This window comes from Bacillus cereus group sp. BcHK124 (assembly GCF_027712065.1).
Classification (GTDB): Bacteria; Bacillota; Bacilli; order Bacillales; family Bacillaceae_G; genus Bacillus_A; species Bacillus_A pacificus.
The window spans coordinates 54,253-67,110 of the sequence record NZ_JAQFPJ010000019.1 but is presented as its reverse complement, the minus strand read 5'-3'; the positions used below and the strand labels follow the sequence as shown (position 1 = coordinate 67,110).

Genomic DNA, 12,858 nt, shown 5'->3' with positions numbered 1-12,858 from the left:
GCTTTTTTTTACAAAATTAAACAGGAAAATGCGCTATACTTGACGTATGTTTATGTTGTAACTATAATTGTTACGATTTAGTATGTATAGGAAAGGGTGAATGAAAAAAGTGAATGAAGTTAATCAGGAAATATATAAGCCTGTAAAGATGAACAGGTTATGGATGATTCTTGTATTAGGAACACTTACGGCGATTGGGCCATTATCTATTGATATGTATTTGCCTTCGTTACCGAAATTAACGGATGACTTGCAAACAGGTGCATCACTAGCCCAACTTACATTAACAGCTTGTTTGCTTGGGCTTTCAGTAGGACAATTATTTGTTGGCTCAATTAGTGATATTTACGGAAGACGCAAACCTCTTATTATTGCTCTCATTATTTATGTTGCTTCTTCTTTACTTTGTGCTGTTGCGCCATCTATTTGGACGTTAGTGTTATTACGCTTCCTACAAGGAGCTTCGGGATCAGCCGGGATTGTTATATCACGTGCAATGGTACGTGACATGTATTCAGGTTCTGAAATGACGAAGTTCTTCTCACTACTTATGTTAGTAAACGGAGCAGCGCCTATTTTGGCACCGATTATTGGGGGACAATTATTACAATTTACAACGTGGCGCGGTGTTTTCATCGTTCTTGGAGCAATAAGTGTATTCATGTTAATATCAGCTACTTTCGTATTGCGTGAAACATTACCTCCTGAAGAAAGAGAAACAGGTGGTTTGTCAGGGACGTTAGCGACGTACGGAAAACTATTAAAGGATCGTTTGTTTATGGGATATGCATTGTCACAAGGATTAGTAACAGCGGCAATGTTTGCATACATTTCGGGCTCACCATTTGTGTTGCAGAACATATACGGAGCATCACCACAGCAATTTAGTTTATTCTTTGCAATCAATGGTATTGGTATTATTATTGCTAGTCAGGTAACAGGTCGTTTAGCGGGGAAAGTGAATGAGAAGACATTATTTGTCTCTGGTATCATTATTGCAGCTGTTGGTGGTTTATCTTTACTACTGACAATCTTACTAGGAATAGGGTTAATTGGCGTTTTATGCTCGTTATTTCTTGTCGTATCAAGTGTTGGGGTTGTCTCAACAACTGGGTTCTCGTTAGCGATGAGAAATCAGAAACAAGCTGCAGGAACAGCATCAGCTTTATTAGGCTTATTACAGTTCATTTCAGGAGCACTTGTTGCACCGTTAGTAGGTATTGGGGGAAGTAACACCGCATTACCGATGGGTGTTGTAATAGCTCTTTGTGAAGTTGGTGCTGTGTTATGCTATTTGTTTATGGCCAGAAGAAGTGAGAAGCAGTTTGAACTGCAACAAAGACAAAATTTAGAGGCTTAACAAAAAAGAACTGATTCAAAGGTAATATTTGAATCAGTTCTTTTTTTCATTTCTTTGAAATACCTCATATAGTTTTGTAAGGTGCTGTAGTAAAGCAGTGCAAAAGTTATTTGTATAAAGTGACGATACTGTGACAAACATGTTGGTATATATGTTACGATGTCGTCTTAAGTGTAAAAAGTAGGATGTTCTCGGTATAATAACAAGTGGAGATAAAAGAAACTATAATGAGTAGTAGCTGCAGATAAAAGGAGAAGAAGAGATGAAGAAGGTTTTGGGTATTGCTGTAATGGGAAGTATGATCCTTCTAGCGGGATGTAATGGAAATAAAGATACGAAAGAACCGAAAGAAAAGGTAGAGCAATCTACAGAACAAACAGAAGAAATGAAAGAATACCGTGCAGTACATGAAAAATACGATTTGAAAATGAATAAAGAAATTAATAACGCACTGCAGTTATTTGAAGTGGCAAAAGAAAAGGGCGGTAAGGAAATAACGACTGCTACATATAAAGAAGATGTGCAAAAGGTAACAACGAGCATGTTAGAAGATATTGATCATATACGAAAAGAAATTCGTGTTCCGAAGTCGAAAGAGCAAGAACATGAGGTATATGTCGGTTTCTTGAATGAATCGGAACAAGCAATGAAAAAATTACAGAAGTTAGCTAAAGAAGAAGATTCATCGTTGATTCGTGATATAGAAATTAACTTTGCAACAGCATCGACATACTATAAACGTTTTCAAGCAGAAACGAAAAAATAACCTTGCCTATGCAAGGTTATTTTTTCTTCTTGCCATCTCCGTCTTCATCCTCGGATACTAATATCTTCTGTTCTTCGTGAAATTCGGAAATAGTTTGCCCGGTAATATTATCGAAAGGGGTATAAAAAGAGGTGATACCTTTCTTTTTGATGAAGAGTTTGTAGAAGCCGATGATGACAAGTATAACGATTGTTAAGGGTAATCCTATAGTAGCTAGAAGTAAGGGGTCTATCTTATAACTCCTTTCATATCTTTTTTATTATAAGAATGGCATAGATAAATAAAAGTATTAAAAACTGATTTTTCTAAATATATCAAATTTGATTGACTTTTCATTTTTTCAGAATTATAATTCAAAATATATAATTTGAACCAAATAATAATATAGCAATTTACTTATCCAGAGAGGTAGAGGGACTGGCCCTATGACACCTCAGCAGCGGGTTCTGTAATAGGAACACCGTGCTAATTCCAGCAAGCAAGTCTTGAAAGATAAGTGATGGGCCTTTGTTTATTAAGCCTTGATCTTATTTTTTAAGATCAAGGCTTTTTGTATTCTAAAAAGAGAAAAGGGAGTAATGGAAAAAGTACGTTCATAAAACTAAGTAAATAAATGTGTTTAGGGGGTATTGAAGTGTATGTAATTAAAAAATTATCAGTTATGGTGTTCACGCTATGGGTTATTACGACGGTGACATTTCTAATTATGCATATTATTCCGGGGGATCCATTTTCATCAGATGCAAAAATCTTTCCTGAAGAAGTGATCCAAAACATGAGAGCGAAGTATCACCTTGATGAACCGTTATGGAATCAATATGTTGCTTATTTAGACGGTGTAGTTCATTTTGATTTTGGTGAATCTGTTCAGTCAACCGGGCAAGGTGTATCAGAAATTATAACGACAGGATTTGGTCCATCAGCAATTATTGGTTTACAAGCACTTATTATTTCATTGCTAGTCGGAATTGCTGCAGGTACATTTGCTGCTCTCTATCATGGGAAGGTAATTGATTACGGTGTAAGTTTACTTGCCATCCTCGGTATTTCTATTCCGAGTTTTATTTTAGCACCACTATTTATACAAGTATTCGCTATTCAATTCGAGCTCTTACCAGTAGCCTCTTGGGGTACATTTGAACATACAGTATTGCCATCCTTTGCGTTAGCGTTAGGGCCAATCGCAGTGATTACAAGGTTTGTTCGTTCTAATATGATCGAAGTACTGCAGAGTGATTATATTAAGTTAGCAAGAGCAAAAGGCATACCAATTAAGAAGATTATTATAAGACACGCTCTTCGAAATGCGATTGTTCCAGTACTTACATTTGTTGGACCGTTAATGGCTGGACTCTTAACGGGGACTTTCGTTATTGAAAAAATCTTTTCAATTCCTGGCCTAGGAAAATATTTTGTAGATAGTATTTTTAACCGAGACTATCCGGTGATTATGGGAACAACAATTTTCTATAGTGCATTATTAATTACTTGTATTTTCATTACAGATATTATTCACCGTATTGTTGATCCACGTATTCGTTCTATTACGTAAGGAGGGAGATGTTTAAATGGGGGCTTATGAAATTAATGACCAGTTATTAACAAATGAAGAGAAAAAAGAATTAACAATAAATAAAGATCAGCAAAAGATTAGCCGAAAGAAAGAAGTGTTTCGTAAGTTTATATCGAATCCAATCGCAGTTTTAGGAACAGTGACGTTATTACTCATTATTATTTTCTCATTAATTGGCGAAAGTTTAACGTCATTTACTGCGAGTGAACAAGTGAAAGAAGCAACGAATTTACCTCCTAGTAGCGAGCATTGGTTCGGAACTGATGATTTAGGAAGAGACATATGGGCACGTACTTGGGCTGGTGGAAAAATTTCATTAACAGTTGGATTAGTGGCAGCTGCTCTTGATATAGGACTTGGTGTGCTAATCGGAGGATTTAGTGGATATGTAAGAGGGCGCAATCGCCTTGGGACATTAATTGATGAGTGGATTATACGAGGAATCGAAGTGTTATACGGTATCCCATATTTATTAATTGTTATTTTACTATTAATTGTTATGAAACCAGGTCTTTTTACCATTATCATCGCCCTTGCATTAACAGGATGGATTGGTATGGCACGTCTCGTTAGGGCACAAGTCTTATCTTTAAAACAAAGAGAGTTTGTTATTGCAGCGGAGCGATTAGGTACATCACATATGAAAATTATATACGGGCATTTAATTCCGAACTTAACAGGCATTATTATCGTAAATTTATCATTTACAATTCCAGCAGCTATTTTCTCAGAATCATTTTTAAGCTTTATCGGACTAGGAGTGCAATCACCAGCAGCAAGCTGGGGGACGATGACGAATGATGCACTTGGGACATTATTGAGTGGAGAATGGTGGCAGCTATTCTTCCCAGCAATCATGATTGCGCTCATTATGTTCGCGTTTAATGCAATTGGTGATGGTTTACAAGATGCAATTGATCCAAAAATCGTAAAACAGAATCGAAAGGAGAAAAAACATGGGACAGCTCTTATCTTTAGAAAACGTAACGTTAGCCGTTGAAAAAGAGAATAGTAAACAAGCAATTGTGAAGCATGTTTCCTTTTCTATTAGCGAAGGTGAAATCGTTGCACTTGTAGGAGAAAGTGGTTCAGGGAAAAGTGTTACAGCACAATCCATTATTGGCTTAAATCAAGAATCAATTCATATTGATGATGGAAATATATCTTTTGAATCAGAGGAATTAACGAATCTACAAGAATCAGAATGGAATCAAATTCGTGGAAAAGATATTTCGTTTATTTTCCAAGACCCTCTGTCCTCTTTAAATCCGACGATGAAGGTGGGAAGACAAATTACAGAGGTGATTTTGCAACACGAAAAGAAATCGAAAAAAGAAGCAAAAGAAATTGCGATTAACTTATTAAATGATTTAGGGATACATGAAGCAGAGAAACGCTTTGAACAGTACCCACATCAATTAAGCGGAGGCATGAGGCAACGTATTTGTTTAGCAATCGCATTTGCCTGCCACCCAAAACTCGTTATTGCGGATGAACCTACGACAGCATTAGATGTAACAATTCAAAAGCAAATTATGGAGTTATTAAAGGAAAGAAAGGAAAAGCAAAATACGAGTATTTTACTAATTACGCATGATTTAGCACTTGTACGTGAAGTAGCGGATCGAGTGGTTGTGATGTATGGAGGACGTGTTGTTGAAAAAGGAACGATAGAGGAAGTGATAGGTTCCCCTAAACATCCATACACGAAAAGCTTATTACAAGCAATTCCGAATATGGATGATTCTGAAAAAGTATTACGTGCAATAGAAGGGACGACACCTTCCATTGAGACGTTAAATAGCTTTGGTTGTCCTTTTGTAAATCGTTGTCCAGTAGCCATAAAAGAATGTATTCATCGTTTCCCAGAGAGAACAACGTATTCTAAGGAGCATAGTTCACATTGCTGGCAACATGTTCTGGAGCATAATAAGGCGAAATCAAAAGAGAAGGTGAATGCCTCATGACGACAGATTTAATTACTGTAAAGCAAGTAACGAAAACATATGGAAGTAAAAATAAAGAAATCGCAGCATTAAAAGATATATCACTTTCTATCCCGAAAGGAACAACGCTTGGCATTATTGGTGAAAGTGGTTCAGGAAAAACAACACTTGGAAAGCTCATAGCTGGGATCGAGAGCCCAACGTCTGGTGAAATTGATTATAACGGTCAAGTCGTTCACAAACTGAAGGCAGCTCATAAACGTGATTTCTTACAGAAAGTACAGTTTATTTTTCAAGATTCCACAGCTGCATTAAATCCGCGCTGGAAAGTACGCGATAGCGTAACGGAAGGTTATATTTCATTCGGTTTAGGTGATAAAGGGTTGAAGGATAAAGTAGCAGGTGATGCGCTAGAGCGTGTTGGATTAGATAGAAGATATATTGATCGATATCCGCATGAATTTAGCGGAGGACAACGCCAACGTATCGCTATTGCAAGAGCGTTATTGTGTGAGCCAGAAGTATTGATTCTTGATGAACCAATTTCAGCATTAGATGTTTCATTGCAAATTCAAATTGTACATTTACTGCAAAAGATTCAAAAAGAACAAGGCTATACATATTTATTTATCGCGCACGATTTACCGATGGTTCACTATTTATGTGAAAAAGTGGCTGTCCTATATAAAGGAGAACTTGTTGAATTTGGAAATACGGATGAAGTATTCCGTAATCCACAACATTCTTATACAAAAACATTATTAGCATCAACACCAAAAATTTCAGGGTAAAGGGGAATGTAGGATGAAGAAGTTTTTATTATTTGTCATTATGACCGTATTAGCGATTACTTCTGTCGCTTGTGGTAAGAAAGAGACGCAAAAGGCTAGTGCTGGTAAGGGAGAAGGAGATCGATTAGTAACGAATATTGGTAGCGATCCATATACACTGGATTCCGCTATTGCAACAGATAGTACGTCAGGGTATGTAATTGGACATTTATTCTCAAGCTTATATACGCAAGATAGTGAGGGGAAATACCAAAATGAATTGGCGGAGAAAGAAGAAGTAAATGCTAATGGAACGGAGTATACAATTCATTTAAAGAAAGATATTAAATGGTCAGATGGTTCTGCTATTACAGCAAATGATTTTGAATTTGCATGGAAGCGATTATTAAATCCGAAAACGGGTTCTATGAATGCGACAGAAATGTATTTTATTAAAGGGGCAGAGGCATACAATACTGGAAAAGGTGAAGAAGGACAAGTTGGCATTCAAGTCATTGATCCTCAAACATTAAAGGTAACACTTGAGCACCCAGTGTCTTCTATTAAACAAAAGTTAGCAAGCTCATTATTCATTCCATTATCTAAAAAATCAATTGATGATAATAATAAATTAAAAACAGATCCAAAAGAGTTAATTACGAACGGACCATTCACATTAAAAGAATGGAAGCATAATCAGGCTATTACAGTACAAAAAAATAAAGAATACTATGATAAAAAGGTAACATTAAAAGAAATTGAGTTTCGTATTATTCCAGATTCTAAAACAGCGTACCAATTATATAAATCAAAAGAATTAGATTTACTAAGTAGTTTACCGCAAGAAATGATTGAGAAAGAAAAAGGAAATAAAGAATATAAACGTGTTGCAGGATTTTCATCTTATATTTATTCGTTTAACGTAGAAAAAGAGCCGTTCACAAATGCGAAAGTACGTAAAGCATTCTCATTAGCAGTTGATCGTAAGTTTATTGTTGAAAAACTGTATAAAAACAATGCACAAGAAGCAAATGCATTCGTTCCAGAAGGAGCAAAAACACAAAGTGGGCGTGATTTCCGCAAAGAAAAAGGTGGTTACGTTAAATTTGATCCAGCAGAAGCGAAAAAATTATTAGAAGAAGGCATGAAAGAACAAGGTTGGTCTACATTACCTGAAGTAACATTAAAATTCACTACAGATACACAACATAAAAAAGTAGCAGAAGCAATGCAAGAAATGTTTAAGAAAAATCTTGGCGTAGATATTAAATTAGAAAATAAAGAGTGGAAGAGTTACATCGACACATATAAGCAAAGTGATTTCCAATTAGCTTATATGGGATGGGGCGGTTCTCTATTAGACCCAATTACTAAATTAGATTTATATGCAGGTGATGGTCCAAACAATTATGCAAAATGGCATAATAAAGAATTTGATGCTTTAGTGAAGGAAGCAGAAGTTGAACAAAATGAAGATAAGCGTTTTGACTTATTGCATAAAGCGGAAGATATTATGTTTACAGATTCACCATTAATTCCAATTATATTCCCGTCGGATTCCTATTTACAAAAACAAACGGTATCTGGACTTCAATATTATGTTGGATCTAAACCAGATTTAAGATATGCAAAAATAAAGAAGTAGGCAACCGCCTACTTCTTTATTTTATTTCTCTTTTATATTCTTTTTTCGTTCCATCAGAGAAGACAACTTCTAAATCGAATTTTTGGTAGTCTTTATCAAGTTTGAACACGTTCACTACTTGATCGATTACTTCTTGGTCAGCAGTATCTTTATCAAATTTTAATTCTTGTAGAAGTGGGCTTAATTTTGTGATAGCCTCGTCTCCTGTTAATTTTACATCTGCTTTATGATCTTCAATTTTTGCTTCCATTTTTTTATCTGCTGCTACATTTTTATAGTCTGCTTCGTAGTCTTTCTTTGTATCTTGGTAGTCTGCCTTTAAATCGAATTCATTGAAGTTTAGTTTTAAATCTGCAGGAGCCTCGTTTTTTGCTTCTTCAGTCGTCTTTTTATTAGAAGTTGTATCTTCTTTTGCAGGAGCTTTACATCCTGTTAATGCAGGTACTAGCATAAGAGCTAATAAAATTGATAGTAGAGTTCTCATTATAAATTCCTCCTTATGTAAATTCGTTCTATACAAGTTTCTCCTAAAATCATGTAATTATGTATGTGTTGAAAATAAATTATTATTCTGTAGTCACAAGGGCTAATCCGCAATTTAAATCAAAAACGATTTGTATGTATATGGTAAATTGAAGTTGTGAGGAGATACTGAAATGCTTTCTAAAACATATGCAGCGAATGGCTATTATACAATAATATTTTGAGGAGTTAGTTTAGAGAGAAATATTATTGTATTATTAGTTATTGTATCGGTTACACAATCAGTAGCAGTGATGACTTTAGCTATAAAAGGAATGGTGAAGGGAAGAAGAAGCTCTGTAGTTAAAGAAGCATAAAATAAAAAGGTATCCTAATTGGATACCTTTTTATTAGCACTTATTATTTTGCAACTTCTGTCCACTTGTAGTTAAACTCACCACCGAAGTCAGTTGTTACAAGTCCTTTAATGAAAGAGCGTTGTAAGTAAGAACGACCTTGTTGGTATAAAGGAGCGACAGCGCCGTCTTGTAATAGAATTTTTTCAGCTTGCTTCATTGCTTCAAAGCGTGCTTTTTCATCGCTAGCTAAATCTGTTTTTACTTTATGAATTAGCTCATCGTACTCTTTGTTAGAGTATTTATCGAAGTTATAAGCACTATCTGTTGTAAATAAATCTAAGAATGTAATTGGATCAGCGAAGTCAGGGCCCCATCCGTCAATACCAATTTCATAGTCACCACTTAATAGTAGTTTCAACTGTTGTTTACGTGGTTGCGGTTTTAAATTCACTGTTAATCCATCTAAGTTCTTTTCTAACTCACCTTTTAAATATTCACCAGTCTTTTTAGCTAAAGCATTGTCACTTGTTAATAGTTCGATTGTTACTTTGTCAGTACCAAGTTCTTGTTTTGCTTTTTTCCAGTTTTCTTTCGCTGTTTTCACATCATCCTTGACTAGATTTCCATTTTCTTTACGGAAGTCATTGCCATCAGGACTTTTTGCAAATTTCGCAGGAACCATTCCTTCAGCTGGAATAGCACCGTTATTTAAAATTGTTTCTACGTAAGCTTTTTTATTCATTGCGCCGTTAATAGCAAGGCGTGCATGTTGATTTTTTAATGTTTCATTTTTTTGATTTAATCGTAAGAATTGAATGCCGACTTCAGCGCGTTCCTTGAAGTTTGGATCGCTCTTATATTTATCAACAAACTCTGCAGTTAAAGCAACACGATCAATTTGTCCTGAATCATATAAGTTCACTTCTGTAGACTTATCTTTAACGACATTGAAGTTGATTTCTTCTAATTTTACAGTTTTAGCATCCCAATAGTTAGGGTTTTTCTTCAATTGGAAGCTTTGTTCATGTTTCCAGTTCTCTAATGTGAAAGCACCGTTGTAAATTAAATGATTTGTTTCTAAACCGTATTTATCGCCTTGAGACTTTAAGTACTCTTCATTAATTGGTAAGAATGTTGAGAATGTCGTTAAGCTTAAGAAGTAGGGAACAGGACGGTCTAGTTGTACTTCTAACGTTTTGTCATCGACAGCTTTGACCCCTAGTTGATCAATTGGCAATTGTTTTTGGTTTATTTGTTTCGCATTCTTTATATCGAAGAATAAGAATGCGTATTCAGCTGCTGTATCAGGATTTACGGCACGTTGCCAAGCGAAGGCAAAGTCCTTTGCTGTAACAGGAGTACCGTTTGACCATTTTGAATCACGAAGATGGAATGTATATTTCGTTTTATCGGGACTAACGTCAACCGACTCAGCGACACCAGGAACCGGTTTATTATCTTCTCCCATTGCATATAACCCTTCAAAAACATTGCGCATTACGTTCATGGATTCCCCATCCGTTGCTTTTGCAACATCCATTGTTGGAATTTCTGAAGCGAATGATAAGTTAATTGCCTGTTTATCAGGTGCTTTATCGTTTGCTTTCGCTCCGCTTGCGTTATCTTTATTTCCCCCGCAAGCAGTTAGTAATAGACTTGCCCCTAAAACAGATGCAACAACAGGTATAACTTTTTTCTTCATTGTTCGTTCCTCCCTAAATGTGTTGTTCGTAACGTCATAATGTCCAGGTCTTGAAGTGTGGCTATAGAAGAGAAAACCTATTATAGATATTTGCATGTAGGTAGTCAGGTGTTCTATATGTATATACATGTTGAACTATAATTTATCGTTATATGTTTCAACGTAGTAGACGTTATATTATGATGGTGAAATATTTTGTTTCTTTGATTATTTAGAATATTAACACTGAAAAGAACTATATGTCAATAATAAAAAGTTGAGCATTAATTTTTTAAAATAATATATTAAAAAAGCGGATTTTCTCTTATTGAGAATCCGCTTTTAATACATTTTTCCAATAAAATAATTGCTGTAGATAGAAAAACTTCAATTCAGCTTGCCTTTTATTTTTCAATTTGTGCCCATTTGAAGTTTAATTGGCCTGCAAAGTCTACTTCCACAATTCCTTTCACATAAGAACGTTCTAAATAAGATTCGCCTTTTTGGTAAAGAGGAGCGATAACTGAGTCTTTAAATAATATTTTCTCAGATGCTAGTAATGCTTCCCAGCGAGCTTTTTCATCACCAGCTAAAGTCGTTTTCACTTTTTCAATTGTTTCATCGAACTCCTTATTAGAGTAATGATCCAAGTTGTAAGGGTTATTCGTTGTAAACAATTCAAGGAATGTAATTGGATCAGCAAAGTCAGGGCTCCAGCCGTCAATACCAATTTCATAGTCACCTTTTAATAAAAGTGAAACTTGTTGTTTACGTGGTTGTGGTTTCACATTTACTGTTAATCCATCTAAATTCTTTTCTAGTTGTCCTTTTAAGAACTCACCAGTTTTCTTATCAAGGTCAGCATCACTTGTTAATAATTCTAATGTTATTTTTTCAGAACCAAGCTCTTGTTTCGCCTTTTTCCATAACTCTTGTGCAGATTTTGTATCAACTTTGGTTAAATCCCCGTTTATAGTACGGAAGTCTTTTCCATCAGGCCCTTTTGCAAAGTTTTTTGGAACGAGACCAAAGGTTGGTGTAGAGCCATCATTTAATAACGTATTTACAAAGGATTTTCGATCAATTGTTTGATCGATTGCTTGGCGTGCAGACACGTTTTGTAGTACTTTGTTTTGTTGGTTCATACGTAAAAATTGTACGCCTACGTTCGGGCGTTCTTTAAAGTTCGCATCTTTTTTATATTTATCAACGAAGTCGGATGTTAATTTTATACGGTCTAATTGTTTTGATTCGAATAGGTTTACTTCTGTTGATTTTTCTTTTACGACGTTAAAATTGATTTCCTCTAGTTTGACAGTATCTTTATCCCAATAGGTAGGGTTTTTCTTGAATTTAAAGCTTTGTTCATGCTTCCAATCGCTTAGTGTAAAAGCGCCGTTGTACAAGATTGTATTGTCTTCTAAAGCGTACTTATCACCTTGTTTTTTAAAGAATTCCTCGTTAATTGGTAGAAATGTTGGGAACGCTGTTAAGCTAATAAAATATGGAACAGGGCGTTCTAATTCTACCTCAAACGTATGGTCATCAACTGCTTTTACACCAAGTTGGTCGGCTGGAAGTTCTTTGTTGTTAATTTTTGTTGCATTTTTAATATCAAAGAATAGAAATGCATATTCAGAGGCTGTTGCTGGATCGACAGCTCTTTGCCAAGCGAAGACAAAATCTTTCGCTGTAACAGGAGTGCCGTTTGACCATTTTGAATCTCGCAGGTGGAATGTGTATTTCATTTTATCGCCACTTACTTCATGAGATTTTGCAACACCAGGGACAGGTTTATTACCTTCACCAAGGTTATACAAACCTTCAAATACGTTTCTCATTACTTGACCAGAATCAGTATCTGTAGCACGAGCTGTATCCATTGTTCGTATTTCAGTAGGTGAAGATAAGTTTAAAACCTGTTTACTAGGCGCCTCGTCTTTTGCATTTGCTCCGCTTGCTTCGTTTTTATAGCTACCGCAACCAGTTAATAAAATACTTACTCCTACAACTGATGCAATACCGGGTACAAACTTATTTTTCATTTGATTTTCCTCCTAAATAATTAAGTTTGGATGATGATGAGGGAAATGAAAAATAAAAAATCCCTCTTTTCATATTGAGAAAGAGGGAATTTTACGTACAAGTTATGCACCCGTATATAAACGAAGTCCCTCATTCTATCTTTCAAGCTATAAAGCTTGCAGGAAGTGGCACAGTATTCAAAAATGAACCTGCTGCCGAGGTTTCAAAGGGCCAGTCCCTCCACCTCTCTTGATACAATGAGTAAACGAAT

Annotated in this window: 11 protein-coding genes and 2 riboswitches; of the genes, 7 read left to right on the top strand and 4 right to left on the bottom strand. The window is 35.5% G+C overall.

Features of this window, described 5'->3' with window-relative positions; genetic code table 11:
- Positions 1 to 100: 100 nt before the first annotated feature.
- Both PDK19_RS21775 and PDK19_RS21770 read left to right on the top strand, forming a co-directional pair.
- On the top strand, positions 101 to 1,360 hold the full coding sequence (locus tag PDK19_RS21775; protein WP_016716265.1) for a multidrug effflux MFS transporter: 1,260 nt from the start codon (positions 101 to 103) through the stop codon (positions 1,358 to 1,360).
- A 262-nt stretch (positions 1,361 to 1,622) separates the two neighbouring features.
- Positions 1,623 to 2,126 (top strand): hypothetical protein, encoded by a 504-nt coding sequence (locus PDK19_RS21770; protein ID WP_000756528.1) that lies wholly within the window; start codon positions 1,623 to 1,625, stop codon positions 2,124 to 2,126.
- Between the two features lie 16 nt (positions 2,127 to 2,142).
- On the opposite strand, the gene PDK19_RS21765 is transcribed toward PDK19_RS21770, so the two are convergent.
- Complete coding sequence (locus PDK19_RS21765; RefSeq protein WP_049112088.1) at positions 2,143 to 2,358, bottom strand: DUF3951 domain-containing protein; 216 nt, start codon at positions 2,356 to 2,358, stop codon at positions 2,143 to 2,145.
- Between the two features lie 161 nt (positions 2,359 to 2,519).
- Positions 2,520 to 2,625: riboswitch (SAM riboswitch) on the top strand.
- Between the two features lie 135 nt (positions 2,626 to 2,760).
- On the opposite strand from PDK19_RS21765, the gene PDK19_RS21760 reads away from it, so the two are divergent.
- Genes PDK19_RS21760 through PDK19_RS21740 form a run of 5 tightly spaced genes read left to right on the top strand, consistent with a single transcriptional unit; the run spans position 2,761 to position 8,060 of the window.
- Positions 2,761 to 3,678: an ABC transporter permease gene (locus PDK19_RS21760; protein WP_000289309.1), complete on the top strand. Its 918-nt coding sequence runs from the start codon at positions 2,761 to 2,763 to the stop codon at positions 3,676 to 3,678.
- 16 nt (positions 3,679 to 3,694) lie between these two features.
- Complete coding sequence (locus PDK19_RS21755) at positions 3,695 to 4,699, top strand: ABC transporter permease (RefSeq protein ID WP_000501518.1); 1,005 nt, start codon at positions 3,695 to 3,697, stop codon at positions 4,697 to 4,699.
- Positions 4,656 to 5,666 (top strand): ABC transporter ATP-binding protein, encoded by a 1,011-nt coding sequence (locus PDK19_RS21750; RefSeq protein WP_000531253.1) that lies wholly within the window; start codon positions 4,656 to 4,658, stop codon positions 5,664 to 5,666. Before PDK19_RS21755 ends, PDK19_RS21750 begins: the two co-directional genes overlap by 44 nt.
- Complete coding sequence (locus PDK19_RS21745) at positions 5,663 to 6,436, top strand: ABC transporter ATP-binding protein (protein ID WP_000205672.1); 774 nt, start codon at positions 5,663 to 5,665, stop codon at positions 6,434 to 6,436. Before PDK19_RS21750 ends, PDK19_RS21745 begins: the two co-directional genes overlap by 4 nt.
- Positions 6,437 to 6,449: 13 nt before the next feature.
- The gene (locus PDK19_RS21740) at positions 6,450 to 8,060 is read left to right on the top strand and encodes a peptide ABC transporter substrate-binding protein (protein WP_049112072.1); all 1,611 of its coding nucleotides are present in this window, start codon (positions 6,450 to 6,452) and stop codon (positions 8,058 to 8,060) included.
- 16 nt (positions 8,061 to 8,076) lie between these two features.
- Here the strand turns inward: PDK19_RS21740 and PDK19_RS21735 are convergent, their stop codons facing one another.
- The 3 genes from PDK19_RS21735 to PDK19_RS21725 form a co-directional block, all read right to left on the bottom strand.
- The gene (locus PDK19_RS21735) at positions 8,077 to 8,544 is read right to left on the bottom strand and encodes a YusW family protein (RefSeq protein ID WP_001259640.1); all 468 of its coding nucleotides are present in this window, start codon (positions 8,542 to 8,544) and stop codon (positions 8,077 to 8,079) included.
- 398 nt (positions 8,545 to 8,942) lie between these two features.
- On the bottom strand, positions 8,943 to 10,583 hold the full coding sequence (locus tag PDK19_RS21730; protein WP_074568019.1) for a peptide ABC transporter substrate-binding protein: 1,641 nt from the start codon (positions 10,581 to 10,583) through the stop codon (positions 8,943 to 8,945).
- Positions 10,584 to 10,966: 383 nt separating this feature from the next.
- A complete protein-coding gene (locus PDK19_RS21725; protein WP_270708032.1) occupies positions 10,967 to 12,607 on the bottom strand; it encodes a peptide ABC transporter substrate-binding protein in 1,641 nt (546 codons plus the stop codon).
- Positions 12,608 to 12,739: 132 nt separating this feature from the next.
- Positions 12,740 to 12,846, bottom strand: a riboswitch (SAM riboswitch).
- Positions 12,847 to 12,858 lie beyond the last annotated feature (12 nt).